Genomic DNA, 25922 nt, shown 5'->3' on the forward strand with positions numbered 1-25922 from the left:
TTTAATGGCGATTATTTATATTATATCCGAAATTTTGGAAATGTTCAACGAAACTTTTTGATCTCAAGAAACTCGGATGAGCCCGGTATGAAAGGCAATTGGCTGGTTTGGAAGGACACGGCGTGACCCTCTTGCCTAAGTGACTGAATGAAGGATTTCATCGCGGGATAATCGGCCCACTGAAGTGATTTCAACGGATAGATTAGCACCCTGCCTCCTTTCGCACAGACACGCAATAATTCATGAATGGCTGCCAAGTGGAACGCTTGATCGAATTGATCTGCATATAAGAAAAGAAAATGACTGCACAACACATGCTGAAAGGAATCGTCCTCAAAAGGAAGTTCGGGCAATTTCGCAAAGGTATAATGTAACGGATTGCTTCGATAATCGGCAATGAATTGCTCCGCTGATTTTATTCGTCTTTCGCGGTGCTGGTCTGGGTGTCCATAGAAGCTCCAATCGAAGGATTCCTGAATTCTCGTCAGCTTCGCGGTCGAGGTCTCAATCTCTTCTGCTGCATATCGCATCAAATACTCCGCATCATAATGAAATAGCGGGTCTGCAGCGATCGTCTTATACCCTCTGGCATTCGCTTCCGCGGTGAAAGACGAGGCACCGCCCGCAACATCCAGAATACTTCCTTGTCCAAGCTCCGGCTCCGTCAGAGCGAACATGCGCACATACTCTTCATACGAACGACATGTCATGGCTACCCCTTGCTGTTCATAAGCTGGATAAATACTCATCTCATCCACTCTCCTCAGACTCATCTCAACTCATCTCATCAGCCGCATTTGGCTTGGATCTAAATTACCATCATCAACCAAATAGAGCAAGATGAAATTTGACTTACCATTTGCTTTATATCGCGCTGTACGTTATCATTTTACACAAAACACCGTAACAAGAACTTACCAGAAGAACGGAGCTTATTCATGATCAAAAAACATGTAATATACAAAAAAGACAAGTGGAATATGATTACAGTAGAGGTCCAAGGCAAGTATATTGTCCTTCGCGAAATTTCGGACCAATGGGGCGAAGAAACGCATACGTTCTTAAGCCGTCCTGCCCTCATGAACTGGGTGAACAACCGTTTTCCCAAATCCGAATATATGGACAACTTGGAAGAGTGGAATGACATGATGGCGAACTTTAGACAAGTCTAAGCTAAGCTTGTGAAATGAGGTGATCCCCATAGACTCAACAAGTATTCTCATCTTTATCATTCTAGCCTTCTCGCTGGGTGCCATCCTTATTATGAAGAAAGATTCAATTCCTGCGCCGCTGCGTCGGGTCATGGCTATCATTACGATTCTTCTCGTGGCATTTGCATTTTTCTTAATCGTGTACAGTGCATTCTATCTAGGTTCAGCTTAAAACATTGATAATCGACAGGCATCAGGGTCATACTATGGACAAATTTTACGGCGCAGGAGTGATCTTGTGAGACGAGGAATTTGTCTTTTATTCATTACATGTCTCTTGCAACAGACTGTCATCCCCATCGCGGCCAGCACTCCTGCTGAGCCCGCCCATTCTATCAAACCGAGGAGGATTCCAATGAGTCAAGTCGTTAAGCGTCAGGATGTACCCAAAGAAGATCAATGGAAGTTAGAAGATTTATTCGCTTCACAAGAGGCTTGGGATCAAGAATACAAGCTCGTGAAAGAACAGCTCGGCAAAGCATCCTCCTATCAGGGCAAATTAACGGATGCCACCGCAGTCAAAGGTTGCTTCGACTTAGAAGACGAGATTTCACTACATACAGAGCGGCTCTATGTGTATGCGAACATGCATCATCATGAAGATACCGCTGAACCTACATACCAAGCATTATCCGAAAAATCCAAGAAACTTAGCGTTGATGTCGGTGAGGCACTATCATTTATTACCCCGGAAATATTATCATTGTCTGATGAGCAGCTCGATCTTCTCATTAATAATGCCGATCTCAGCAAATATAAATTTACACTCACAGAAATGAAACGGCAGAAGGCACATGTTCTCTCCAAAGCAGAGGAAGCCTTGCTCGCACAAGTCGGCAATATTTCGCAAGCACCGAATACAATTTACGGCATGATCAATAACGCGGATATGAAGTTCCCGAAGATCAAGGATGAGAAAGGCGTGGAACGTGAATTAACCCACGGCAGTTACATCCAGTTCCTCGAGAGCGATAATGCAGAGGTGCGCAGAAATGCGTTCAAAGCGGTCTACGAGACGTATGGCAAGCAAAAAAATACGATTGCAGCCACACTGAATGCCAATGTCAGCAAGAACGTCTTCTACGCACGTGCTCGGAAGTATCCATCCGTCCTGGAGATGTCGCTCTATGGTGATAACATACCAAAAGAAGTGTATACGAATCTCATCGATACCATCCATGAGCATTTGCCGCTCATGCACCGCTATATGGAGCTGCGCAAGAAATTGCTGAAAGTCGATGAACTTCATATGTATGATTTATTCGCACCGCTGGTCGAAGAGTTCAAAATGGATATTACCTACGAACAAGCCAAAGAAATGGTCAAGGAAAGCTTAAAGCCATTAGGCGATGATTATCTGAACAATCTGCAGCATGGATTCAACGATGGCTGGATCGATGTCCACGAGAATGAAGGCAAACGCAGCGGCGCATACAGCTGGGGCGCTTACGGTACGCACCCTTATGTGCTCTTGAACCACAAAGACAATCTCAACAGCATGTTTACGTTAGCCCACGAAATGGGTCATGCGCTGCACTCTTTCTATTCCGATACGAACTTGGAATATCGCGATGCGCAATATACGATCTTCTTGGCTGAGGTTGCTTCTACCTTGAACGAAGCCTTGCTTATGAACTACATGCTGAAGAAGGCCGAGAACGATCCCAAGATGAAAATGTACCTGCTTACGTATTATGCGGATCAATTCCGTACGACCGTCTTCCGTCAGACGATGTTCGCGGAGTTCGAGAAAATCATTCACGAGCGTGCGGAGCAAGGCGATGCGTTAACACCGCAGGAACTCTCCAAGATTTATTACGATCTGAACCTGCAGTATTATGGTAAAGGCATGGTTGTCGATAAAGATATTGAGATGGAGTGGGCACGTATCCCTCATTTCTACACCAGCTTCTACGTCTATAAATACGCGACAGGCTTCTCTGCCGCAACAAGCTTTGCGAAACAGATCCTTGATGAAGGCGCACCTGCCGTTGAACGCTATCTTGGCTTCCTGAAGAGCGGCGGCAGTGACTATTCCATCAATATTCTGAAGCGCGCTGGGGTTGATATGTCCTCGCCGCAGCCAATTCGAGAAGCGATGGATGTGTTCAAGCAATTGATCGAAGATATGGAGAAGCTCACGAGCTAATTGGACCCGAAAACGAATTAACTCTATTGGAACAAAATCCCTTGCCCGTTGCGGCAAGGGATTTTATACTATAAGGTACGCTGATGCTTAGGAGGATTCATATGAAGATTCAATGGTCATTAATACTGGGACTCGTATTTGCACTTATTACAGCGATCTTTGCTGTCATTAATGTAGATCCCGTCCAAGTGAATTTATTATTCGGTGTCGTTCAAGTCCCGCTGATTCTGCTCATCTTGGGATGTACTTTACTAGGCGGTCTCATCGTCGGTTCCTACGGGATCTATCTGCAATACCGACTACAGCGCAAGCTAAAGGCGACCAAAGCAGAATTGCAGCATGTTATTGATGCAACCGGCTATACATATCCAGAATCACCAGATGCGTTATCATCTGCACATCCATCTAACCCAGACGAGGAGAAATCGAATCATGAACCTACCCTTTAACCAAGACTATGTCCTTGATTTTCTTGAAGAAATTCTAAATACACCGAGTCCAACGGGCTACACGCACCATATTATGGCACGCATCGAGGCTGAAGCGCGGGCGCTTGGCTTCGAATTTGAACGCACGAAGAAAGGCTGCGGAATCATTAGCGTTCCTGGGAATGATCCATCCCGAACCATCGGGCTGACCGCCCATGTCGATACGCTCGGCGCTATGGTTCGTTCCATCAATGCGCGTGGAACACTCCGCATTACGCCAGTCGGCGGTTATATGATGAACGCGATTGAGAATGAGTACTGCACCATCCATACGCGCGACGGACGGATCTATAGCGGAACAATCCTAACAACCCATCCATCGGTTCACGTCTACAGTGATGCGCGTGACTTCAAACGTGACGAAGCGAACATGGAAGTGCGAATCGATGAACTCGTCCATACCAAGGAAGACGTCCTGAATCTCGGCATTCGGACAGGCGATTACATCTCGTTCGATCCTCGCGCGGTCATCCTCGATAACGGCTATGTGAAATCTCGCCATTTGGATGACAAAGCAAGCGTCGCTGCACTGTTCGGCATTCTGGAATCCATCCACCGCGACCGCTGGACGCCTGCTTATAATTTGAAATTGATCATTACCAATTATGAAGAAATTGGACACGGCGGTTCCTATATTCCGGCGGAAATCGATGAATTGATTGCGGTCGATATGGGTGCAATGGGAGACGATCTTGCATGCACCGAGCTTGATGTATCGATCTGTGCCAAAGACTCCTCCGGCCCTTATGATTACGGCATGACGAGCAAATTTATCCGGCTTGCTGAACGCGAGCAGATCCAGCACGTCGTTGATATTTACCCTTATTACGGCTCAGATGCATCTGCAGCGCTTCGCGGCGGCAATAACATTAAGGCTGCGCTCATCGGGCCTGGTGTTCATGCCTCCCATGGTATGGAACGCACGCATATTCAAGCCGTCATGAATACAGCCAAATTGCTTGCGGCTTATGTAACCGAGACGGAATAAGATTGCGGGCGTAGAAGTCTTCAGGAGGTGTCCGGGTGCAATTCCCTATGAAACGGTTCCAGTGGAGCAAGATCCGTGTTCGCACGATCCTGTTCATCCTGGCATGCATACTGATTCTAGCGATGAATCTCTATTACTTCGTCCTGTCGAAAGCTAATTACACGTACAGTCAAGTGACCGCAACGAACGGGATATCCTTGCATGTGCTTCGTACGACACCTGATCATATTCAGTTAAAAGCGATAGACAGCAATGTAACCGAAACGGATCATATCGGGATCAACGGCGGCTTCTTCTATGGACAAGACATCTTGTCTATCGCTGTGCAAAATCATCTTCCTGTGAAGGACAAACCTCGCGCTTATGGTTCAGGTTGGTATAATACGAAATATGATCGCGGCACCTTGATCTGGGACGGCTATCTGAAGCAGTTCTCCGTCCAATCAGTTAAATCCGCAGATGAGCTGGATGTTTTTGACCGCAGCCAATATTGGGCACAGGGCGGCGTCAGTATGAATCTGGCCAACGATTATATTTGGGGCCTTCTGATCTATTATCAGGCGCTCCCTGCTGCCCATGAAGCCAGACTACGGAGTGGACTTGTCTATGACAAGATGAATCAGTTATATCTCATCGTTACCGAAGTGCCCTGCACGGCGGAACAACTCCGTCAAGCGATTCAGGAACAGATTGCTCCAGGACAATTCAAGGAGGGCATCTTCCTAGACGGGGATGGCTCGTCTCAGCTTGCTTCGAAACAAGCTAAGCTTGCGGGGGATGAACGCAAAGTGCTCCAGATGATAAGCATTGAATAATAGCGTGGCTAAAGACTCCTATTGAGAAAACCTCTACCGAAACCTTTCGAAGATGAGCGACTGCGATCAGATGGGGGTTTATCGCCAATCAGAAAGTTTAGGTTCTAGCAGTTCAAAAACTTATACTTTCTGATGTGTTCAAAAAACAGAGCAAGTCCTTAGGACTTGCTCTGTGCTATTTTATCCGCTAGTTCGTTCAAGTAGGTCCAACGCTCCATGAGCTCCTCAAGCTGTTCTTCAAGCTTCCGCTGCTCCTCTAAAAGCTCCTGCAGGCGAGCGGAGTCACTGAAGGCCTCTTCCATCTGCTTTGCGACCGTCGCAAGCTTCTGCTCCGTCTTCTCAATGACACCGTCGATCTCATCATATTCCTTCTGCTCTTTGTAGCTGAATTTCAAGCGTTCTTGCTTCTCACGCTTCGGTTCGCTCGTTTGCTCACGCGTCCCTGAATTTCCGTTGCCGCTGCCGCCGCTACTAGCACTCGGACTCTCACCATACTTGGCCATATATTCTTCGTATTCGGTGAAATTGCCGACATGATGACGAATCTTCCCATCACCTTCGAAGGCAATGATCTTCTCGACCGTCCGATCGAGGAAGAAGCGATCATGAGATACGACAAAGACGACACCGGAGAAATCGTCCAAATAATCCTCCAGGACAGTCAAGGTCTGAATATCCAGATCATTCGTCGGCTCATCCAGCAGCAATACATTCGGAGCACTCATGAGCACGCTGAGAAGGTACAGCCTGCGCTTCTCGCCACCAGATAGCTTGGCGATCGGTGTCCATTGCATGGTTGGCGTAAAGAGGAATCGCTCCAGCATTTGAGCAGCTGTAATCGAACTGCCGTCTGCCGTCTGAACAACCTCGGCGATCTCCTTAATATATTCAATGACACGCATCGATTCATTCATTTCTTGATTCTCTTGTGAGAAGTAACCGAGCTTCACCGTCGGCCCCATCACGATGCTGCCTTCATCGGGCGTAATTCGGCCGGCGATCATATTCAGCAAGGTCGATTTCCCGCTGCCGTTCGGACCAATAATCCCCACTCGATCCTCTCGAACCGCAATATACTCAAAATCACGAATCAATTGCTTGCCTTCGATTTGTTTCGATAAATGCTCGATTTCGAGAATTTTCTTCCCTAATCGAGACGATGCCACGGAGACATCTACCTTACTGTTCTGTTTAGGCCCCTCTAGCTCCTGCAGCTTCTCGAAGCGATCGATCCGCGCCTTCTGCTTCGTTGTCCGCGCCTTCGCTCCGCGACGGATCCATGCCAGCTCATTGCGAAGCAGATTCTGGCGCTTCTGCTCGGATGCGAGTTCCCGCTCTTCCCGCTCGGCCTTGAGCTCCAGGAACCTGGAATAGTTCGCTTCATAGCTGTAGAGCTGCCCATGATCCAGCTCGAGCATCCGGCCAACCACCCGATCTAAGAAATACCGATCATGGGTAATCATGAGCAAAGCCCCTCTGCGCTTCTGCAAATACTGTTCTAACCAAATCACTGAAGCATGATCTATATGGTTCGTCGGCTCATCTAGAATTAATAGATCGCAAGGCTGAATCAATGCCGCCGCCATGGCGACCCGCTTGCGTTGGCCACCGGATAAGGTACCTACCTTCGCATCGAAAGCGGTGATGCCAAGCTTGGACAACACCATCTTCGCTTCGCTCTCGAGCTGCCATACATTCAGTCGGTCCATCTCGTGACTCCAATGAATCAGCTTCTGCTGCAATGCCTCATCGTTTGGCGCGAGCTCCACCTGCTGCATCGTCTCGGTATAGGACCATACGGTCTTCATCTCCGGCGAATCCCCGCGGAATACTTGCTCAAGCACCGTCGCATCCGGGTCAAATGCAGGATTCTGTGCTAAATATTGAATGCGCACCCGATTCCCGATGGCGATCTGACCTGAATCCGGTTGTTCCAAGCCTGCGATCACTTTGAGGAACGTCGACTTTCCTGTGCCGTTTACGCCAATGATGCCGATCTTTTCCCCTTCCGAAATGCCGAAGGACACGTCTTTGAACAACACTTTTTCCCCGTAGCTTTTCGATATATTCTCAATCGTTAGTATATTCATGCCTCGTCCCTACTTTATCCGTATTCTGTACCTATGTATTCTACCACAAAATCACGCCCATGAAGAAGTAATGGCCTCCATACCATGTTTTCTTCCATAAACATAATAAAGTCCCGACACAGCACGATCGTGCTCGTCGAGACTTTATTCCTTGCCTATGACGCAACGGTTGTTGTCTTCTTTTGTGGTCCCGTAAGTTTATGAAGCGATAGGATCTGCCAGCTATTGCATACCACGAGCGGGATCAGCATGTAGAGGATATACTCCATCCGATTAACCGATAGCGACGGCAGCAGCTCCAGCACCGTAATTACAATCATGAAGAACATGGTCGGCACGATCGCATGCTTGTTCGTCAGTTTTACTTTCCAGATCGTAATGATCACACCAACAGCAAGAATAAGCAGCGGCAATCCAAGATACCCGAACGCATGGTCACCCTCACCGGCGAACTTCTTGAACCGAATAAAGAATAAATCAAACAGGGTGAGCAGTATAAAGAATACTTGGATCCCAATCCAGACGTTCATGCGATTCTTCAAGATCCCGAGAATATAATACCTTCCGAATACGAAGGCGATAAACCCAATAATACTCGTGAACGCAATCGAGAAGATCCCGAGCAATAGCGAAGATAATTCATATCCGCTAAACTCGTCGTCAATAAAGATAAACCCTGGATCCAAATATCTGAGCACTCCCCATGTTGTGATACCGGTCAACACGCCAATAAGCGTCGTTGTCCAGCATAAGTAGAAGATTCTCTTAATCATGCGTATATCCCCTCGCGAGCGAATAAGCGTGCATTAGAACGAGATGACACCGTATCCCATGCACACAATAAGTGCAAGCAGAATAACCAAGATAATCCAGAACATCATCGTCGGTTGGTTTCTGCGCAGACGACCCATAATCATTTCCATCATGCCGATTAATCCAATCGCCAAGATCCCTTTCACGATGTACATGAGCGGGAAGTTCAACTTCACGAGCATGCCAATCCCCGAGATGAGCATAATCAAATAGAACAGACGTGTGATCATCGGTGTTACTTTCTGACGTTTGAAGATACAGCTAATGACGAAGAACAGCACGAGAATTGCCCACGAACCAGCATGGGACTGATAAAAAATATTAAACACATCCATGTTAAAACCCTCCTATTCTGTATTCGCTATCATGTTAGACTATGTATTGTTAACGCATATCATCTAGATTGTACGTTTGATTATAATGAAAAGCAATTCCATAACTGAAAATGATCGATTTTGTTCACAAAATGATGAAACAATCCCTACATTCGCACGCATATCTTGTGAAAAAGATCATAGTCTGTACCAAAAAAGGCTTCTGTACCGGATCATCCGGTACAGAAGCCTCCTCATGAACTTAGGGTTGCATCCCTAACTGTCATTATGCTTGCCCAATAATGTTTCTTGCGATCCACACGCCTGCCGCACCTGCTTGTGCAAGCCCGCGCGTAATCCCCGCTCCGTCTCCGCCGCAATACAAGCCTGGAATTTCCGTCTCGAACGATTCTGACAGCTTCGGACGTGCCGAGTAGAATTTCGCTTCAACGCCGTAGAACAAGGTGTGCTCGGATGCAAGGCCTGGCGTCACTTTGTCGAGTGCCTCAACCATTTCGATCAAGCTCTTCATCGTGTTGTATGGAAGCACTAGTCCAAGATCACCAGGTACGGCTTCCGTGAGCGTCGGCTCCAAGAAGCCTTCGCGAATCCGATTTTCTGTGGAACGTCTGCCGCGCAGAATATCCCCATATTTCTGAACAATGACGCCGCCGCTCGATAGATCGTTCGCCCGTTTACAAATCTCACGCGCATATTCATTCGGCTTATCGAATGGATCTGTAAAACGGTGTGAGACCAGCAGAGCGAAGTTCGTATTCGCCGAGCCAAGCGCTGGATCCTTGAATGAGTGACCGTTCGCCGCCATGACACCGCTGTGGTTCTCGACGACCACGTGTCCGGATGGATTCGAGCAGAATGTTCTTACGCGTGTGCCTACCGACGTGTTATAGATGAACTTTCCTTCATAGAGGTGCTCGTTAATCTCGCGCATCACTACATCCGATGTCTCCACGCGTACGCCCACGTCAACTTGGTTGTTGAACATTTTGATCTTGCGTTTCTTCAGCACTTCCGTGAGCCATGCGGAACCGTCGCGGCCTGGCACGATAACGACATGATCAGCTTTGTACTCTGTTCCGTTCTTCAATACAACACCGCGCACTTGCTTCGTTTCTTTATCCGTAATAATGTCATCAACTTCTGTCTTGTACATCATGTCGATCTTATCCTTCAAATATTCGAAGATCGATTTCAGAATCTCAAGATTCTGCTCTGTACCCAAGTGTCTAACTTGTGCGCGCAACAGCTTAAGTCCTGCCGCATAGCCGCGCTGCTCAATATCACGAACGATATCCGTTGTCGGATCCGTAATCGACTCGGTTGCACCATGATCAAGGTTGATCTGGTCCACATATTTAATCAAGTTCAATACTTTAGATGGGCTTAAGTAATCAGTCATCCAACCGCCGAATTCCGTCGTTACGTTGAACTTACCGTCACTGTACGCACCCGCTCCACCGAATCCGCTCGTAATCGAACATGCTGGCAAGCATCCGGCAAAATCCTTCTTCCCTGCTGGTGGCGGGCAGAGTTGGATTTTCTCCTCGAGAATCGGGCAACGCCGACGATAAATGTCATGACCTTTATCGATTAATAATACGCGAAGCTGCGGCGCCTTCAGTGTTAATTCATAACATGTAAAAATACCTGCTGGCCCTGCTCCTACGACAATTACATCATATTGATTACTCATGTCATCCTCCTAAGTACATGTTGTCTTCGCTTCATGGTAACAACACAAAAAAACCTGTCCAACGAATGGGGGTACGACAAATGCCCCATTCGTAGACAGGAATTTACGGCTCCTTGTAGAGACCCTCAGTCCATATCACTGAGGATATACGAATTGATTCAAATTTATTCATGTTGATATGGATATCGTAACGGACAACAACGAATATGTCAAGCGTATGGCGTGAATATTGTTCGTGTTTTTCAGAAAACAGGAAGATCACCCATGAATACAAGCTATATAAACTTCGTAAATTCCGAATATTAATAAAAATACCGAGATTGCTTGGTACATAAGGGATCTGCATTTCACCAAAGATCTGTTATGATATTAACCATAATGCACTACTCCCAATACAATGCTAGCGAGGTACAACCATGCATAAATACCATCCATATCTCACGCTATCCCGGCAAGAATGGGCACAACTCATGCTGCAAGATCGACCAGTGATCACCCCACAACATTTAGAGCAATTAAGGTCGTTGAACGATCAGATCACCATCGATGAAGTGCAAGAGGTTTATTTCCCCTTGGCTGCATTTCTCCATCTCCAAGCCGAGGCTGCGAAGCAGGTCAAGGCTGCCGAAGCTCAATTCTTGCAAAAGCCGGTATCCGACGCGCCTTATATTATCGGGATTGCAGGCAGTGTTGCGGCAGGCAAGAGCACAACCGCAAGACTGCTGAAGGCCATCTTATCTACATACGAGGGTTATGCCAACATTGATATTGTTACGACGGACGGCTTCTTGTATCCAAATCATGTGCTCGAAGCGAAAGGGATCATGGACAAGAAGGGCTTCCCGCAAAGCTATGATATTCGCAAGCTCATCCAATTCCTAACCGATATCAAGTCAGGGAAGCCGGAAGTGACCGCTCCCATGTATTCGCATCTCAGCTACGATATTCTGCGTGATGAAGTGCAGACCGTCCGTAAGCCGGCGATTCTCATTATCGAAGGGATTAACGTATTGCAGGTGAATCGCGGGGCATCCGTCTTCGTTAGCGACTTCTTCGATTATTCAATCTTCGTCGATGCAGGCGTTCATGACTTGAAGAGCTGGTATCTAGACCGATTCCGCATGTTAAGGAAGACCGCTTTCCTCAATCCGCAATCATACTTCCATCGTTATGCCAGCCTAAGCGAAGAAGAATCCTTGCAGATGGCTTCGAATGTCTGGCGTAACATCAATGAGCTCAATCTGACAGAGAACATCCTGCCGACGAAAGCGCGCGCGAAACTCATCCTTGAGAAGGGCGCAAGCCATACGGTCCAGAAAATTCATCTCCGAAAATAGTTAGCTCATCAACAAAAACAGGCTGTCTTCCGTCATTTACATGACTTGAAGACAGCCTGTCTGTTCTATACGCCTGCCACGAACAGCAAAATGATAGCGACCAATCCGCCGGCGCAGGAGCTTATCCAATTCACTTGATCATTATTCATCCATGAGAGCCCTCGTGTTCGATTCGTTCGCACACCGCAATGGTCCTTCCGTTCGACCATTTTCCCGCATTTTGGGCAGCGATACATAACCTGGCAAGTCGCTCCCATGATCGAATCTGTGAATGCACCTGCCGTTCCGCCGATCCATCCCATCAGCAAAAAGAGGTAGATCGGGACGCTTTGCTGTATAGGAGACAGCCAGTCCAATGCTGCTGCGCATACACCAATAAATAGACCGCCGCACATGGCAGCGCCTGTTCCCAGCGCCGATACGCCTCCTGACGTCCCCGTCGGGATACGTCTCCACGTGAGGATGGAGCGCGGCTGTGAACGGCTTAGGCTGCCGATCTCCGTGGCCCACGTATCCGCCGTCACCGTGGCCATGACGCCGACGAATGCCGCGACAATGATGGGATCCGGATGGATCGCGAAGGCAATACACAGGAGCATGCCGATCCCACCGTTAGCGAACACTTGCCCAGCGTCCCGACGCCCTGATTTCTCGTAAGCCGCTTCATAGGTTTCTTTGGCACTCTTCTTCACGTGCGACATCACACTCGAAGAGACAAAAAATGCGAGTAGAATCCCATACCAGAGCGGACTTCCCATGGCGAAAAAAATCGTTCCCATCAGGATAGCTGCGAGCATCCCCGACGAAGATAACGAATTTCGTTTATAAGCCGAATAAGCAACGAGCGCACTGCAACCGAATCCAATCACCCAACTCCACATGCTTCAATCTTCCCCTTTATTCCTACGCGATGATACATGAATCTAGTCTGTTGTCCCCATAGAAGAGTTCCAGCTTGTCCCCTGCCACTGCAGCTCCGACCCCTGCTGGCGTACCCGTGAAAATGATGTCGCCTTTGCCGATCCCATAATGCATGGCAACAAAATCCACAATGGTCTTCACATCAAAAATCATATCTCGCGCATTACCGCGCTGGACTTCCACACCATTCTTCAGCAATACAAAATCATGCTCCGGCAGCGCATCGACGCCTGGGAAAGCGATATAAGGCGTAATGGGCGCAGAATTGCGGAAAGCCTTCGCCGCCGTCCATGGGTGGCCTTTCTGCTTGCATACGGTCTGAACATCACGAAGCGTAAAATCGATCCCGAGCGCCATGACATCGATCAGATCATCCATGGACATGCCCGGTTCATAATCGCGGCCGATCCGAATGACCAGTTCTGCCTCATAATGAAGCTCTCCTTGATCCTTCGGCATCGTGATATGCTCACCATTCATTGGGACAACCGCATGCGTCGGCTTCATGAAGATCATCGGCTTCGTTGGTACCTCATTCCCAAGCTCTGCCGCATGTAGACGATAATTCCGACCTACACAGTACACATTCTGAATCATCGATTGCATCTTATTCCTTTTCCCCTTTTCCAATAGCTGAATCCCAGCGATCCGGATAATTCGTACAAATCATCACATCCGGATGCAGCTCAGCAACATGTAAAATGTCTTTCGTATGATTGCATGTCCATGCCATCATGCCAATTCCCTGCTGCGCCAGTGCAGCAGCGCTCTGCTTGGTGAACAATGGATAATATAAAGACAGAAAATCCGCTCCCAGTGAGCGGCACACCGCGGCATAATCCGCACTCGGCATCTCTGTAATCAGTCCGACTCGTAATTGTGGTGCAAGCCGCTTCACCCGTTGAACAACGCTGGGTTCGAACGACGTCAACACAACATCATGCTGCAGCGTATAGCGATAAATCAAATCAATGACCGCTTCTTCCAGTCCAGGATACATATTCCCTTGCGTCTTCAGTTCAATGTTCATCCGAAGTCGACCACCTGCGATATCGAAGACTTCTTCTAAAGAAGGGATCTTCTCCCCAGCATAAGCTGGAGAGAACCACGAACCTGCATCTAATTGTTCAAGTTCTGCATAGTTTTTTTCCCGCACGAGCCCTTGGCCGTTCGTCGTACGCTCTAGCGAATAGTCATGTATCAAGACGGGCACGCCGTCCTTGCTTAACTGTACATCAAATTCAATCCAAGATATGTATGGTTCAGACATCGCCAGCTGTATCGCCGCTAGCGTGTTCTCGGGTGCTTTGGATGACCAACCGCGATGTGCGACACAACAATTTCCCCCTAAGTACATGCCATGCTCCTCCTTACCTCGTACGACTGATCGTACCAATTCGCCCATCCTGACGAACTTCAGCGCCTAACGGGTGAGACAACGTAGAAATCCGCTTCAACAGCTTCGAACCCGCCGATTGATCCATCGGTACAGCCTGACCGAGATTCGCATGGAACGGCAACATTTGCAGCGCGCAGCTGCCATCGCGATTCAGCGTAACTTGCAGAACGGCTGTCTCCCAGGTCATCGGATTACTCGAACGGGTAAATACGAAATTACCGAGACTATATGCAATCCATTTCCCTTTGTACTGCTCGAACCCTTGAAGCACGTGCGGATGGCTGCCGATAATCAGGTCTGCCCCGGCATCAACATACTCGCGTGCGAGCTGCTTCTGTACGGCGTTTGGTTTGTCTGCTCTCTCAACCCCCCAATGCACCGTCACAATGACGAAATCAGCCTCTTTTCGGGCTTGAGCGATCTTTGCGCGCGCCATAGCTGAATTATAGGTCTCAGCCACCCCAGGGTTTTTCCCTTTTGCGAACCAACTCGTTTTCGGCAGAACACGGGAAAACCCTAATAATGCAATGCGTTTTCCTTTGCATTCCACATAGGCTATCTTGAATGCCTCTTCCTCGTCCTTACCAGCGCCAAAATATCGGATACCTGCGGCGTCCAAATGTTTGATCGTATCCATAAGACCTGACACGCCATGATCGAGTACATGGTTATTCGCAAGCGTCACCATTTCGATGCCTGCCTTGCCAAGAGCTCCCGCTGAGCTCGGCGCCGATTTGAACACAAATTGTTTGTCTTCTGCGGGCGTGCCACCTGACGTAATGGGTGTCTCCAGGTTCGCGACCGTTAAGTCATCCTGTTCGAACATCGACTTCACATAATGAAATGGATAATCATCACCGTTCTTGTTGATCAATTCTGCGACCTTGCCCGACATTTGGATATCACCAACGAATGATAGCTTAATGCCGTCTTGGTCAGGCAATACGACTTGAGCGTTGGCTTCCTCTGCAGGCTCCACAGCAGGACCGTCGCCCGTCTGTTCTACGCCGTCATCCCCGACTTGGTCACCTGATGGAAGATCCGATTCCGTCGTGCCAGCGGCAGGATCGACGTTATCCGCATCTTCCTCAGCATTGGATTCCACGCCGTCACTCGGTTCCTCTGTCACAAGATGCTCTTGCGTCTGCACCGAGCCGCGATCGTTCCCCGCCTCCGCCTCCAGCGGATTGCCTTGGAACTTAAAGACGTATACCCCCACTAACCCTGCGATAAGCAGCAGCATGACCAGATTCAGCGTCAACAAGGTACGGATCTTACGCCTTCTTCTCGATTTTTGTGCCCGATGGGCATCTGATCTTGAGATATACATAGATTCTCCTCACGTATTTTTTCAGCAAAAAAAGCACTACTCATCCCATTATATCAATATTCCAGGATAGAATAGTACTTTTTCAAGAAAGATGTAAGTTTATTCATCAATTGGCAGGGATTTTCACCCATTCTACCATACGCGCAGCTGCATCCCGGCCTTGACGGATGCAATCAGGCAACCCGACGCCCTCATATCCCGAACCGACGATCTCCACGCCTGGAAGCTTGTCCGATAGTTCACGCCGAAGGCTTGCAAGCGCATCTAAATGACCAACCGGATACTGCGGCATCGATTTCTTCAATCGCGTAATCTCGGTGAAGAGCGGCTCTGCTTGGATACCGATGATCTCTCTTAAATCCTTGCGAACGAGCGCAGCGAGCTGATCATCCGGCAAGTCCACATTCTGCTCCTCGCCTTCGCGGCCCACATAACAACGGATTAACACTTTCCCTTCCGGCGTTGAATGGGGCCATTTGTTCGAAGTCCATGTGCAAGCGGTAATGTTGCGTTTCTCCTTGCGCGGAATGAGAAATCCTGAGCCATCCAGCGGATTCGGAATATCGGCTGCATCGAACGCCATGACGACATTCGCAACCGAGATATACGCCAATTGATCCAACATGGTCGTATCAACGTAAGGCGTGAGTAGAGGTCCAGCCGCGAAGGTAGGTGTCGCAACCAGCACCGCATCTGCAACAAGCGGCTCCCCTTCATCCAATACGACGCGATAACGAGGGGACGTCTGATCCTGATGGTCCACAAGTTCAATCGCCGTTACGCCCGTATTTGGGAGCAGCTCTGCCTTGGTATGCAAATCATGCACAAGCGCATGAACCAAGGACTGCAACCCTTGCCTGAACGTCAAGAACATACTTTTGCGAACCGCATCGGTCTGACCCGGCAAGTTCAACGGCTTCGAAGACGACACGCTCGACTTCATACCGCGAATTAGACTGCCGTGCTTCTGCTCAATTTCTCCGAATTGCGGGAATGTTGATTGAAGGCTCAGCTTGAACGTATCCCCAGCGTAGATACCCGCAAGCAGCGGTTCGGCGATATTCTCCAGCACTTCTGAGCCAAGACGACGCGATAAGAACGAACCTAGGGACTCATCACTCTGTTCGGTGCGCTTCGGAATGAACAGGTCCATTCCGGCTCTAAGTTTTCCTGCCACTGAGATGAGTCCGGTCTTGAGAAATGGCGTAATCTGCGTCGGAATCCCGAGCGATAATCCCGGGGGCATCTTGTGCAGCTTCCCATGATGCATAATGTACGTCTGCTTCTTATCCGGACTTGTCGCGACGAGTTCGTCCTCCAGCTCTAATTCACGGGCGAGGTCAATCATTGGTAATTTCCGCGCAAGGAAAGAGTCCGGCCCTTTCTCGATCACAAAGCCGTCCCGATGCAGCGTCATAATCTTGCCGCCGAAGCTCGCTTCCTTCTCTATCAGGGTTACTTTCAAATCAAGCCCCTGCTCTACCCCGTATTTATGCAAATAAAAAGCGGAGCTCAGTCCGCTTATCCCTCCGCCAATGACAACAACGTGACGAGACGCTGTGTTCACCATGGACGGTCACTTCCCCTCTAGTTGTTGATGCACCACATCCGCAAGTGTTGCAATGTAGAGCGGATCGGTGTTGAGTGATGCCGTACGTTCCAGATGAATGCCTAACTCCGCAGCCACTTGCTGCGCCTCTATATCCAAATCATACAACACTTCCAAGTGATCGGATACGAAGCCGATCGGCGCCACGAGCACCTGCTTCACCTGTTCCTCTTGCACCAGGGTGTGGAGCGTATCCAGCACATCCGGCCCAAGCCATGGAACAGACGTCTGCCCAGCACTCTGCCAAGAGAACTGCCACTGCGTCAGTCCTACGCGATCTGCAATGGCTCGGGAAGTCGCTAGGAGCTGATCTGGATAGGGATCGCCCATCTCAAGAATTTTTGCAGGAAGGCTGTGTGCGCTGAACAAGACTCGAACGTCACGTTTCGCTTGCTCCAGCTCCCCGAATTTACGCAATGCATCTTCAACACGCTGAACCAATGCATCCAGCAGGAGCGGATGCAGATGATAATCTTGGACGAACGACATCGCAATGCCCTTCTCTTCGGCTTGGGCCTTCGCCCGTTGAATATACCCGCCTACGCTCATGATCGAATAATGCGGTGCGAGAACAATGCCGACAGCTTGCTGAATGCCGTCCTGTGCCATCTGTTCAACGCCTTCCTCAATCAATGGGTGGGCATGCTTCAAGCCTTGGTAGCAGACGAATGTCACATCGTCACGACCGTATTCGCGATTCAGCATCTCTTCTAACGCTTCGACTTGACGATTCGTATTCTCACGCAGCGGGAAGAACCCGCCTACGATTTTCTCATAGCGGTTAGTAAGCTCTTCTAGCTGCTCTGCCGTTGGCGGATGCCCGCGGCGAATATGCGTATAATAAGCTTCCACTTGATCTAGACTTTCAGGCGTGCCATAGGACATCACCAATACACCAATTTTGTTCTGTGACATATTCCTTATCCCCCTCTGTGGATGCCTTAGCCTCTTGCGCGAATCGCTTCACGCGAATAGGCATGGATATAATCCGTTAAATGTTTCAATGCATCCAGTGATGCCTCAGGGAACAATCCATGGCCCAGATTGAAAATATAACCTGGCTGCTGAATCCCTTCATCAATCAACTGTCTTGCGCGTTCTTCGAGCACATGGATCGGGGCGGTGAGTAAGAATGGATCCAAATTCCCTTGAATGGCAAATTTCGAACCCACGCGTGCTCTCCCTTCCGTAAGGGATACACGCCAATCCAATCCGATCACATTCGCTTCTAAATCACGCAATGTCGGCAGCAATTCCCCGGAGCTCACCCCTGGGAAGTAGATTTTCGGCACATCCACTTCGCTTAGCGAAGCGAAAATCCGCTTAATCGTAGGCAAAACATAATGTTCGAAATCCTGTGGCGCAAGCGCCCCTACCCAGCTATCGAACAATTGAACGGCTTTCGCCCCGTTCGCGACATGCGCTTTGAGATAAGCAATAACCATATCTCCTAGCTTATCCATTAAGGCAAACCAAACCTCTGGCGCACTATACATCATTTGCTTCGTTAAACGGTAATTCCGTGAAGGTCGGCCTTCAATGAGATAGCTCGCGATCGTAAATGGCGCCCCTGCGAACGTGATAAGCGGCACTTCGAGTTCGCGATCAAGAATTCGAATCGTCTCGAGAACATGCGAGAGATCGCCTTCCACATCAATGGGACGCAGCTTCGCTACATCCTCAGCCGTACGGATCGGATTATGTATGACTGGACCTACATTGGCAACAATATCAAAATCAATTCCAATTGAAGCAACCGGATTCATAATATCTGAATATAAAATGGCCGCGTCCACTCCGAGCTTGCGGATCGGCATTAATGTAACTTCCGCAGCCAGTTCTGGCTGTTTGCAAATTTCGAGCAAGCTGTATTTCTCTTTGATTTTGCGGTAATCCGGGTCGTAACGCCCTGCTTGTCGCATGTACCAGACAGGAAGCTGATCGACCTCTTGCTTCAGGCATGCTCTTAGAAACCGGTCATTCGTAATCATGTCAATTCTCCAATCTACCCTAATATCAATAAGTTCATTATGCCCTTTTTCATATAGTGTCTCAACCTATCTCGAATCACTCCCTATGACAATTCAATGACAATCGTCACGCACGAGTAACCTCCCCTGATTCGTCCATTACTGCACCTTATGCTATAATTTCCAATACAGGATCGTTCGAAACCCGTCTACAGATTTATCTATCATCTTAGAAAGGAGTGATCCCTGCCATGCAACAATGGAAAGTCAATCTTGTCGTTCTCTGGGTCGGTCAATTCCTCGTCAATGCCGGCATGACGATGATTATTCCCTTCTTGTCGCTCTACCTGCAGCATGATCTCGGTCTTTCTGACCCGCATCAAATCGGCACATGGGCCGGATTCATCTTCGCCGCGAATTTCTTGACATCATTCATATTCCAGCCGATCTGGGGCAAGTTCGCCGACAAATATGGACGGAAAATGATGCTGCTCCGCTCGGGGTTCGGCATGGCGATCGTCATGGTCCTCATGGGCTTCGCACAGACGCCATTCCAGCTCTTATTGCTGCGTCTATTGAACGGGACGATCTCCGGCTTCAACCCTGCAGCGATTTCGCTTGCCGCATCTTCTACCCCGAAGCAGCGTATGGGATTCGCCATGGGCATGCTGCAATCCGGACAAGTTGCCGGAACAATCTTAGGACCGTTCATTGGCGGCCTGCTCGCAGATACGATCGGCTACCGTCCCATTTTCTACATTACTGGCGCACTCATCTTTGCTGCTTCCTTCGTCGCTACCTTCTTAATTAAAGAGAAATTCAACCGTGAGGAGGCCGCGAAGAAGCCCGACATTTCGGTTATCGCCGGATTCATGCAGCTTACCAAATATCGTCCGCTTATGGCCTTATTCGCCGTGACCTTCTTGCTGCAATTCGCGATGATGGGGCCGATGCCGCTCATGCCACTATATGTCCAAGAGCTGCACGGTACGAGCGTTAATCTTGCCTTCTGGGCCGGATTCGTCAGCTCCATCACAGGGATATCCAATATGATCGCTTCCCCCTTGCTTGGCAAGCTAAGCGACCGCATCGGGTCCAATGGGATTCTGTTCTTCTGCTTAATCGGTGCATCCGTCACCCTGATCCCTCAGGCTTTCGTCGGCAGCGTCTGGCAGCTGATCTTATGTCGGTTCATCCTCGGGATGTTCATGGGCGGTCTATTGCCTTCCGTGAATTCACTCATCCGCAAATATACACCGGATGGCATGGAGAGCCGCGCCTACAGCTTTAACAGCAGCACGCTTGCGCTCGGAAACATGCTCGGTCCGATCATTGCCGGCGCATTATCCGGAAATATTGGCATACAAGGCATTTTCATTTCCTCCGGGATTCTGCTGCTCTGTAACGGGCTGTGGGTATGGATGACCTTATATCGCAACACTCGCGTGAAAGGCACTACATAACTACTTTCCAAACATATCCATGCTGCACGAACATGTCAAAAGGGTTGCCCCTGCGATGAATGAAACATCGCAGCGAGGCAACCCTTTTATGATCTTATAAGGTTGTTCAAAAAGTCATCATTTGATCACGAAGTCATTCAAGAACCATAATCGACATCGAATCTTGCGTTCACCTTCGAAGAGTTTGCGCTTACGAAGCATGTTTCCTTCGGAAACATTTCAGGTACTCATTTAGGTTTCGCCTAAACTCCGTTCCTCTGAAAGTTTTTCGAAGAAAAACTCGCTACGGAAGCATAGACCCTTCAGGTTCTCGCAACCTCAGCATATGCTTACGATGCTAGTTTTCATAGAAAACTTTCAGGTACTGAAATGCCGACTTTTTGAACATGCACTTATGGCGAGTTATTGTGCGGTCAGGATAACGGGTCCCTCTGCCGTAATCGCAATCGTATGCTCGTATTGGGCAGACAAGCCGCCATCCTTCGTTCTTGCCGTCCATCCATCGCTATCCAGCTTGCTCCGCCAGTCTCCCGTATTGAGCATCGGCTCAATCGTAATGACCATGCCTTCCTTCAGCCGTGTACCGCGGCCCGCAGGCCCGTAATGAAGAACTTGCGGTTCTTCATGCATCACTTGGCCAATGCCGTGACCGATAAATTCGCGTACGACCGAGAAGTTATTCGACTCCGCATGCACCTGGATCGCATTCGCAATATCGCCAAGACGGTTGCCAATGACCGCCTTCTCAATCCCTTTATACAAGGACTCTTCCGTCACGCGAAGCAATTGATCGGCTTGCTCGGATACGTTCCCTACGCGGTAAGACCAAGCAGAATCCGCTAACCAGCCATTCAAGTTCACGACCATATCGATCGTCACGATGTCCCCGTCTTTAAGCGCCTCCGGTTTCGGGAACCCATGGCAGATCACGTCATTTACCGAAGCGCATGTTGCATAAGGATAGCCGTTGTATCCCTTCTGCTCCGGCGTTGCACCATGTTCAAGAATGAATTTCTCTGCAAATTTATCAATTTCCTGTGTCGTAACCCCAGGCTTGATCATCTTCGCGATCTCACGATGGCACGCAGCGAGAATTTCGCCTGCCGCTTTCATGTTCGCAATTTGTTCTTTTGTCTTAATCGTAATCATCTCACGCGCCTCCTGTCATTTGTATAGTGTATTGAAATTGATCGATTTTAGCAAATGAACTCGCCGCCTACTTACTTCACCATGGCAATGGCAAGCCCATCATAGGCAGGCAGCATCGTACTCATGAGTCGCGGATCTTGCGCAATTCGTTCATTGAACTGTCTAACGGCTTGAACAGCTGGGCCATTCCGAGTTGGATCTGTCGTTCTACCGCGCAGCAAAGTATTATCCCCAACGATAAGCGCCCCGGGGTTCGCAAGCGTTATGGCATAATCAAGGTAATTCAGATAGTTCCCTTTATCGGCATCAATGAAGAAGAAATCAAACCGCTGGCCTTCCGCTTCAAGCTGCTTCAGGCTCTCCATCGCATCGCCGATGCGATACTCCACCTGGTGTCCATGTCCTGCTTCTGTGACATGCCGCTTCGCCACCTCTGCAAACTCGGGCTTCAGCTCCAGCGAGATCAGCTTCCCTTCCTCATCCAAGCCGCGAGCAAGACAGATCCCGCTGTATCCTCCAAGCGCTCCAATCTCCAAAATGCGCCGTGCGCGCGCCGTCTTCACCAGAATCGTAAGCAGCCTGCCGTATCCCGGCGCGATCGATATTTCGGGCATCTCTGCCTGCCTTGTTCCTTCCATGACCTGTTCTAAAACCTCATCCGCAGCAAATAGTGAATCCATATATTGTTCATCCGATTGCGACATGTTATAACCTCCTGCATGATAACTTTGATTTCTATATTTGTAACGTCGGTTGAATTCGCCTATACTGGATTGTATCAGAAAATGCTGTTAGGGTGTGAACGATTACATGAGTCAGTACCAGTTAATTGCGACAGCGCCTATGGGTCTTGAAGCTGTTGTCGCACGTGAATTAAGAGATTTAGGCTACGAAGATCTGATGGTCGAGAATGGCCGCGTGACCTTTCGCGGTGATTTGATTGATATCTGCCGGACGAACCTCTGGCTTCGGACAAGCGATCGCGTCTTGATCAAGATGGGAGAATTCAAAGCCACCACTTTCGATGAACTCTTCGAAGGTACGAAGGCACTGTCTTGGCCGGACTGGATTCCGGAGAACGGGGAATTCCCGGTGGAGGGACGTTCACATAAATCGCAGCTGAGCAGTGTACCTGCATGCCAGGGGATTGTGAAGAAAGCCGTCGTCGATAAAATGAAAATGGCCTACGGAACCGAATGGTTCCAAGAGACAGGCGCTCGATACGTCATTGAAGTAACCTTGCTTAATGACATTGCCCTGCTAACCTTAGACACAACAGGTCCTGCATTGCATAAACGCGGATATCGCAAGCTAGCGACTGAAGCGCCGCTCAAAGAGACGATGGCTGCAGCCCTCGTGCTGCTCAGCCGCTGGAATCCGAATCGACCATTCTATGATCCATTCTGCGGATCAGGTACGATTCCGATTGAAGCAGCCATGATCGGCTGGAATATTGCGCCAGGACTACGTCGATCCTTCAATTCAAGCGGCTGGCCGGTCATTCCCGCAGACCTCTGGGAGCAGGCTCGCGAAGAAGCCTATGATCTTGTCAGAGATGACATTCCACTGCAGATTGCAGGCTCGGATATCGATCGAGCAGCGGTCGATATCGCATACGCTTCAGCCAAAGCAGCAGGGCTCGGCAAAGAAATTAAGTTCCATACCTTGCCCGTCTCCAAGATCGATCCACAAGGGGAGTACGGCTGTATCGTAACGAATCCGCCTTATGGCGAACGGCTCGGGGAGCGCGATGAAGCCGAGAAAGTTATGCGCGATCTTGGCTTTGTATCGAAGAAGCTCCCGACGTGGTCCTTCTTCTCCATTTGCCCGAACAAGCAGTTCGAGCACTACTTCGGCCGTCCTGCGGACAAACGCCGTAAGTTATTCAACGGTCGAATCGAATGCCAATTCTATCAGTACTTGGGGCCGCTGCCACCGCGTAAGCCGCTTGCTTAAAAAACGAATACGCCGTTATTCATTCGCTTCCTTTTGGAAAGAATGGATAGCGGCGGTTTTTTTAATTTAAGAAGCAGCATCCAGATGTTAACAGAAGTTGAATCCGAATCTTTAACGTTTATAATAGTAAAGGTGTCTTTGCACCGCTACGAATTTCCAAATGATTCGAAGAAAGGAGCTGTTTCGAACTTGAATACACCGTACCAGACGGCTCCGCGAGCCAAGAGAGTACTGCTGCAACCCCTGTTTCGTATTCGTTATGTCGAATGTATTCTGTTCATTGCACTTATTTTATATAAATTGTTCTTATTCGATCGTTTTATGGATGTCCCCCTCGTCCGGATGGATCGATGGGATTATATCATTGGTGTCGGTTCCATCATGCTCTGCTCGTTCTGGGTCTGGCTTCTCCCGCCTCGGGGGCGATGGATTAGCGTATTCATTCTGAATGTGCTGCTCACCAGTGTATTTTATGCCGACTTAGTCTATTATCGCTATTTCCAAGACTTTATTTCGATTCCTGTCCTGATGCAGGCGGGACAAGTTAGCTCGCTCGGACATAGCATTGCTTCGCTATTATTCTGGAAGGACCTCTTGTTCTTCATTGATATCCTTCTGCTCCTGCCGTTAACGATTGCAGCTTGGATCGTACTAGGCAAAGATAAGGCTATGATGCGTGTTGCGCATCAAGGGCGCAATCGACTGCAGAAATTCATCATTCGTGTCGTGATGAGCGCGGTCGTCTTCGGACTCGGTGCCGGGCTGACATTCCTGCCGATCAAGCACGCGACGAATACATGGGCGAAAGGGATCTTCGTCGGGAATTGGTGGAATGTATCCCTCTACAATGTCACCGGTCTGATTGGATTCCACGGGTACGATATTCAGCGTTATGCAAATGAGAATTGGTTCTCCAAACAGACGCTCTCGGCCGAAGAGGAAGCGGAAGTGAAAGAATGGTTCGCCGCCAAACATAAGGAACCACAAGTCACTAATGAGCTGTTCGGCGCATACAGAGACAAGAATATTATTGTCATCCAAGCGGAAGCGTTCCAGAACTTCATGATCAACCAGAAGATTAATGGCGTCGAAGTTACGCCTCACTTGAATCAGTTCGTTCGGGAGAGTATGTATTTCAACAATTATTATCATCAGACGGGTCAAGGCCGCACATCCGACGCTGATTTCTCGTCCAATATGTCTCTACATCCCTTACCGACAGGCTCCGTATTCATTCGTTATCCGAACCATACTTACGATGTCCTGCCGCAGATCCTCAAAGATCATGGGTATTCGACAGGGGTCTACCATGCCTATGATGCGAGCTTCTGGAATCGATACAATATGTACAATCAAATGGGATATGACCGGTTCTACAGCAAGAAAGACTTTACAATTGACGAACCATTAGGCTGGTCGCTGGGCGACGCATCGTTCTTCCGGCAGTCTTTAGATGATATGAAGCAGACGAAGGAGCCCTTCTATTCCTTCTTAATCACGTTATCCAGCCATCATCCGTATGAGCTGCCAGCTAGCAAGCAAGTGCTCGATGTCGGGAAGTTCAAAGGAACCATCTTCGGAGACTATCTTGAATCCGTTCATTATGTGGACGAAGCATTCGGTCAAATGATCGAACAGATGAAGGCGGATGGCCTTTGGGAGAATACGATCATCGCGTTCTATGGAGACCATGATAATTCCATACGTGATAAAAACGCGATGGAACAGTTCCTTGGCATGAGCATAAGCGACTTGAAATTTGAGCAGCTCATGAATCAGGTGCCAATGATTGTCCATTTCCCTGATGGAAAACATGTCGGAACCGTTGATCGCGTCGGCGGTCAATTAGATATGACGCCTTCCCTGCTCTATTTGCTCGGCATCCGAACGGATTCGTATTATATGATGGGAAATAATCTATTCACTGAAGGCGATAAACTCGTCGTACTTCGTACAGGCGCCGTGACTGACGGGCACGATTATTACATTCCTGCGGCAGACGGCATCTTCGAGAACGGGACATGCTATGATGCGAAGACCGGGGACAAAGCAGATGTTGCAGGCTGTCGTTCCATCGCTGACCGTGCGAAGAAGCAGCTCGATATCTCGGACAAAGTCATTACACACGACCTCATCCGCCGATTCCGGGAAAAAGCCTAAAATATTCCTACAAATAATAACCCCCTTGCACCACATGGAATGATTC

24 protein-coding genes and 1 riboswitch are annotated in these 25922 nt (G+C 48.9%); of the genes, 10 read left to right on the forward strand and 14 right to left on the reverse strand.

All coding sequences use genetic code 11. From position 1 onward, the window contains the following. Positions 1 to 44: 44 nt before the first annotated feature. Positions 45 to 749 carry a class I SAM-dependent methyltransferase gene (locus tag GCU39_RS15755; protein ID WP_152394390.1) on the reverse strand — a complete coding sequence of 235 codons (705 nt, stop codon included), beginning with the start codon at positions 747 to 749 and terminating at the stop codon, positions 45 to 47. A 189-nt stretch (positions 750 to 938) separates the two neighbouring features. Between GCU39_RS15755 and GCU39_RS15760 the strand changes: the two genes are divergently transcribed. The 6 genes from GCU39_RS15760 to GCU39_RS15785 all read left to right on the forward strand — a co-directional run bounded on the left by GCU39_RS15760 (position 939) and on the right by GCU39_RS15785 (position 5651). Then, positions 939 to 1172 carry a hypothetical protein gene (locus GCU39_RS15760; RefSeq protein ID WP_152394391.1) on the forward strand — a complete coding sequence of 78 codons (234 nt, stop codon included), beginning with the start codon at positions 939 to 941 and terminating at the stop codon, positions 1170 to 1172. 28 nt (positions 1173 to 1200) lie between these two features. Further along, on the forward strand, positions 1201 to 1383 hold the full coding sequence (locus GCU39_RS15765) for a hypothetical protein (RefSeq protein WP_152397269.1): 183 nt from the start codon (positions 1201 to 1203) through the stop codon (positions 1381 to 1383). Positions 1384 to 1566: 183 nt separating this feature from the next. After that, positions 1567 to 3360, forward strand: coding sequence for an oligoendopeptidase F (gene pepF / locus GCU39_RS15770; protein ID WP_152394392.1), 1794 nt, complete (start codon positions 1567 to 1569; stop codon positions 3358 to 3360). Positions 3361 to 3461: 101 nt separating this feature from the next. After that, positions 3462 to 3809, forward strand: coding sequence for a LapA family protein (locus GCU39_RS15775; RefSeq protein WP_152394393.1), 348 nt, complete (start codon positions 3462 to 3464; stop codon positions 3807 to 3809). Continuing rightward, positions 3793 to 4836: a M42 family metallopeptidase gene (locus GCU39_RS15780; protein ID WP_152394394.1), complete on the forward strand. Its 1044-nt coding sequence runs from the start codon at positions 3793 to 3795 to the stop codon at positions 4834 to 4836. The genes GCU39_RS15775 and GCU39_RS15780 overlap by 17 nt, the downstream gene beginning before the upstream one ends. 35 nt (positions 4837 to 4871) lie before the next feature. Next, positions 4872 to 5651, forward strand: coding sequence for a hypothetical protein (locus GCU39_RS15785; protein WP_152394395.1), 780 nt, complete (start codon positions 4872 to 4874; stop codon positions 5649 to 5651). A gap of 158 nt (positions 5652 to 5809) precedes the next feature. Here the strand turns inward: GCU39_RS15785 and GCU39_RS15790 are convergent, their stop codons facing one another. From GCU39_RS15790 to GCU39_RS15805, 4 genes are all read right to left on the reverse strand, one after another. Next, on the reverse strand, positions 5810 to 7741 hold the full coding sequence (locus GCU39_RS15790) for an ABC-F family ATP-binding cassette domain-containing protein (RefSeq protein ID WP_152394396.1): 1932 nt from the start codon (positions 7739 to 7741) through the stop codon (positions 5810 to 5812). Between the two features lie 155 nt (positions 7742 to 7896). Further along, positions 7897 to 8514, reverse strand: a complete 618-nt coding sequence (locus GCU39_RS15795; protein WP_152394397.1) for a KinB-signaling pathway activation protein — start codon at positions 8512 to 8514, stop codon at positions 7897 to 7899. A gap of 33 nt (positions 8515 to 8547) precedes the next feature. After that, complete coding sequence (locus GCU39_RS15800; RefSeq protein WP_152394398.1) at positions 8548 to 8889, reverse strand: DUF1516 family protein; 342 nt, start codon at positions 8887 to 8889, stop codon at positions 8548 to 8550. Between the two features lie 265 nt (positions 8890 to 9154). Next, on the reverse strand, positions 9155 to 10582 hold the full coding sequence (locus GCU39_RS15805) for an NAD(P)/FAD-dependent oxidoreductase (protein ID WP_152394399.1): 1428 nt from the start codon (positions 10580 to 10582) through the stop codon (positions 9155 to 9157). A 72-nt stretch (positions 10583 to 10654) separates the two neighbouring features. Then, positions 10655 to 10754, reverse strand: a riboswitch (purine riboswitch). A 244-nt stretch (positions 10755 to 10998) separates the two neighbouring features. Here GCU39_RS15805 and coaA point away from each other — a divergent pair. Then, complete coding sequence (gene coaA / locus GCU39_RS15810; RefSeq protein WP_152394400.1) at positions 10999 to 11919, forward strand: type I pantothenate kinase; 921 nt, start codon at positions 10999 to 11001, stop codon at positions 11917 to 11919. Between the two features lie 65 nt (positions 11920 to 11984). Here coaA and GCU39_RS15815 read toward each other — a convergent pair whose 3' ends face one another. The 7 genes from GCU39_RS15815 to hemE form a co-directional block, all read right to left on the reverse strand. Continuing rightward, on the reverse strand, positions 11985 to 12800 hold the full coding sequence (locus GCU39_RS15815) for a DUF92 domain-containing protein (protein WP_152394401.1): 816 nt from the start codon (positions 12798 to 12800) through the stop codon (positions 11985 to 11987). Between the two features lie 22 nt (positions 12801 to 12822). Beyond that, positions 12823 to 13446, reverse strand: a complete 624-nt coding sequence (locus GCU39_RS15820) for a fumarylacetoacetate hydrolase family protein (RefSeq protein WP_152394402.1) — start codon at positions 13444 to 13446, stop codon at positions 12823 to 12825. 1 nt (position 13447) lies between these two features. Continuing rightward, positions 13448 to 14197: a glycerophosphodiester phosphodiesterase gene (locus tag GCU39_RS15825; protein ID WP_152394403.1), complete on the reverse strand. Its 750-nt coding sequence runs from the start codon at positions 14195 to 14197 to the stop codon at positions 13448 to 13450. A gap of 13 nt (positions 14198 to 14210) precedes the next feature. Continuing rightward, entirely contained in the window at positions 14211 to 15569 is a 1359-nt protein-coding gene (locus GCU39_RS15830; protein ID WP_152394404.1) for a CapA family protein, read from the reverse strand. Positions 15570 to 15675: 106 nt separating this feature from the next. Continuing rightward, positions 15676 to 17136 carry a protoporphyrinogen oxidase gene (gene hemY, locus GCU39_RS15835; protein ID WP_407671717.1) on the reverse strand — a complete coding sequence of 487 codons (1461 nt, stop codon included), beginning with the start codon at positions 17134 to 17136 and terminating at the stop codon, positions 15676 to 15678. Positions 17137 to 17145: 9 nt separating this feature from the next. After that, a complete protein-coding gene (hemH, locus tag GCU39_RS15840; protein ID WP_152394406.1) occupies positions 17146 to 18093 on the reverse strand; it encodes a ferrochelatase in 948 nt (315 codons plus the stop codon). Between the two features lie 26 nt (positions 18094 to 18119). After that, positions 18120 to 19169, reverse strand: coding sequence for a uroporphyrinogen decarboxylase (gene hemE / locus GCU39_RS15845; RefSeq protein ID WP_152394407.1), 1050 nt, complete (start codon positions 19167 to 19169; stop codon positions 18120 to 18122). 230 nt (positions 19170 to 19399) lie between these two features. On the opposite strand from hemE, the gene GCU39_RS15850 reads away from it, so the two are divergent. Beyond that, positions 19400 to 20611 (forward strand): MFS transporter, encoded by a 1212-nt coding sequence (locus GCU39_RS15850; protein ID WP_152394408.1) that lies wholly within the window; start codon positions 19400 to 19402, stop codon positions 20609 to 20611. A 402-nt stretch (positions 20612 to 21013) separates the two neighbouring features. Here the strand turns inward: GCU39_RS15850 and map are convergent, their stop codons facing one another. Both map and GCU39_RS15860 read right to left on the reverse strand, forming a co-directional pair. Next, positions 21014 to 21760 (reverse strand): type I methionyl aminopeptidase, encoded by a 747-nt coding sequence (gene map, locus GCU39_RS15855; RefSeq protein ID WP_152394409.1) that lies wholly within the window; start codon positions 21758 to 21760, stop codon positions 21014 to 21016. A 71-nt stretch (positions 21761 to 21831) separates the two neighbouring features. Further along, the gene (locus GCU39_RS15860; protein ID WP_152394410.1) at positions 21832 to 22464 is read right to left on the reverse strand and encodes an O-methyltransferase; all 633 of its coding nucleotides are present in this window, start codon (positions 22462 to 22464) and stop codon (positions 21832 to 21834) included. A gap of 106 nt (positions 22465 to 22570) precedes the next feature. Here GCU39_RS15860 and GCU39_RS15865 point away from each other — a divergent pair, with 106 nt between their 5' ends. Both GCU39_RS15865 and GCU39_RS15870 read left to right on the forward strand, forming a co-directional pair. Next, positions 22571 to 23716, forward strand: a complete 1146-nt coding sequence (locus GCU39_RS15865; RefSeq protein WP_152394411.1) for a THUMP domain-containing class I SAM-dependent RNA methyltransferase — start codon at positions 22571 to 22573, stop codon at positions 23714 to 23716. Positions 23717 to 23905: 189 nt separating this feature from the next. Further along, positions 23906 to 25876, forward strand: coding sequence for an LTA synthase family protein (locus tag GCU39_RS15870; RefSeq protein WP_152394412.1), 1971 nt, complete (start codon positions 23906 to 23908; stop codon positions 25874 to 25876). Positions 25877 to 25922: the final 46 nt, after the last annotated feature.

Source organism: Paenibacillus guangzhouensis, assembly GCF_009363075.1.
GTDB lineage: Bacteria > Bacillota > Bacilli > Paenibacillales > Paenibacillaceae > Paenibacillus_K > Paenibacillus_K guangzhouensis.

Bases quoted from the DNA above. Each gene is read 5' to 3' on its own strand.
- GCU39_RS15755 (WP_152394390.1), bottom strand. From the start codon at position 749: ATGAGTATTTATCCAGCTTATGAACAGCAAGGGGTAGCCATGACATGT.
- GCU39_RS15760 (WP_152394391.1), top strand. From the start codon at position 939: ATGATCAAAAAACATGTAATATACAAAAAAGACAAGTGGAATATGATT.
- pepF (WP_152394392.1), top strand. From the start codon at position 1,567: ATGAGTCAAGTCGTTAAGCGTCAGGATGTACCCAAAGAAGATCAATGG.
- GCU39_RS15775 (WP_152394393.1), top strand. From the start codon at position 3,462: ATGAAGATTCAATGGTCATTAATACTGGGACTCGTATTTGCACTTATT.
- GCU39_RS15780 (WP_152394394.1), top strand. From the start codon at position 3,793: ATGAACCTACCCTTTAACCAAGACTATGTCCTTGATTTTCTTGAAGAA.
- GCU39_RS15790 (WP_152394396.1), bottom strand. From the start codon at position 7,741: ATGAATATACTAACGATTGAGAATATATCGAAAAGCTACGGGGAAAAA.
- GCU39_RS15795 (WP_152394397.1), bottom strand. From the start codon at position 8,514: ATGATTAAGAGAATCTTCTACTTATGCTGGACAACGACGCTTATTGGC.
- GCU39_RS15800 (WP_152394398.1), bottom strand. From the start codon at position 8,889: ATGGATGTGTTTAATATTTTTTATCAGTCCCATGCTGGTTCGTGGGCA.
- GCU39_RS15805 (WP_152394399.1), bottom strand. From the start codon at position 10,582: ATGAGTAATCAATATGATGTAATTGTCGTAGGAGCAGGGCCAGCAGGT.
- coaA (WP_152394400.1), top strand. From the start codon at position 10,999: ATGCATAAATACCATCCATATCTCACGCTATCCCGGCAAGAATGGGCA.
- GCU39_RS15815 (WP_152394401.1), bottom strand. From the start codon at position 12,800: ATGTGGAGTTGGGTGATTGGATTCGGTTGCAGTGCGCTCGTTGCTTAT.
- GCU39_RS15820 (WP_152394402.1), bottom strand. From the start codon at position 13,446: ATGCAATCGATGATTCAGAATGTGTACTGTGTAGGTCGGAATTATCGT.
- GCU39_RS15825 (WP_152394403.1), bottom strand. From the start codon at position 14,197: ATGTACTTAGGGGGAAATTGTTGTGTCGCACATCGCGGTTGGTCATCC.
- GCU39_RS15830 (WP_152394404.1), bottom strand. From the start codon at position 15,569: ATGTATATCTCAAGATCAGATGCCCATCGGGCACAAAAATCGAGAAGA.
- hemH (WP_152394406.1), bottom strand. From the start codon at position 18,093: ATGTCACAGAACAAAATTGGTGTATTGGTGATGTCCTATGGCACGCCT.
- hemE (WP_152394407.1), bottom strand. From the start codon at position 19,169: ATGATTACGAATGACCGGTTTCTAAGAGCATGCCTGAAGCAAGAGGTC.
- GCU39_RS15850 (WP_152394408.1), top strand. From the start codon at position 19,400: ATGCAACAATGGAAAGTCAATCTTGTCGTTCTCTGGGTCGGTCAATTC.
- map (WP_152394409.1), bottom strand. From the start codon at position 21,760: ATGATTACGATTAAGACAAAAGAACAAATTGCGAACATGAAAGCGGCA.
- GCU39_RS15860 (WP_152394410.1), bottom strand. From the start codon at position 22,464: ATGTCGCAATCGGATGAACAATATATGGATTCACTATTTGCTGCGGAT.
- GCU39_RS15865 (WP_152394411.1), top strand. From the start codon at position 22,571: ATGAGTCAGTACCAGTTAATTGCGACAGCGCCTATGGGTCTTGAAGCT.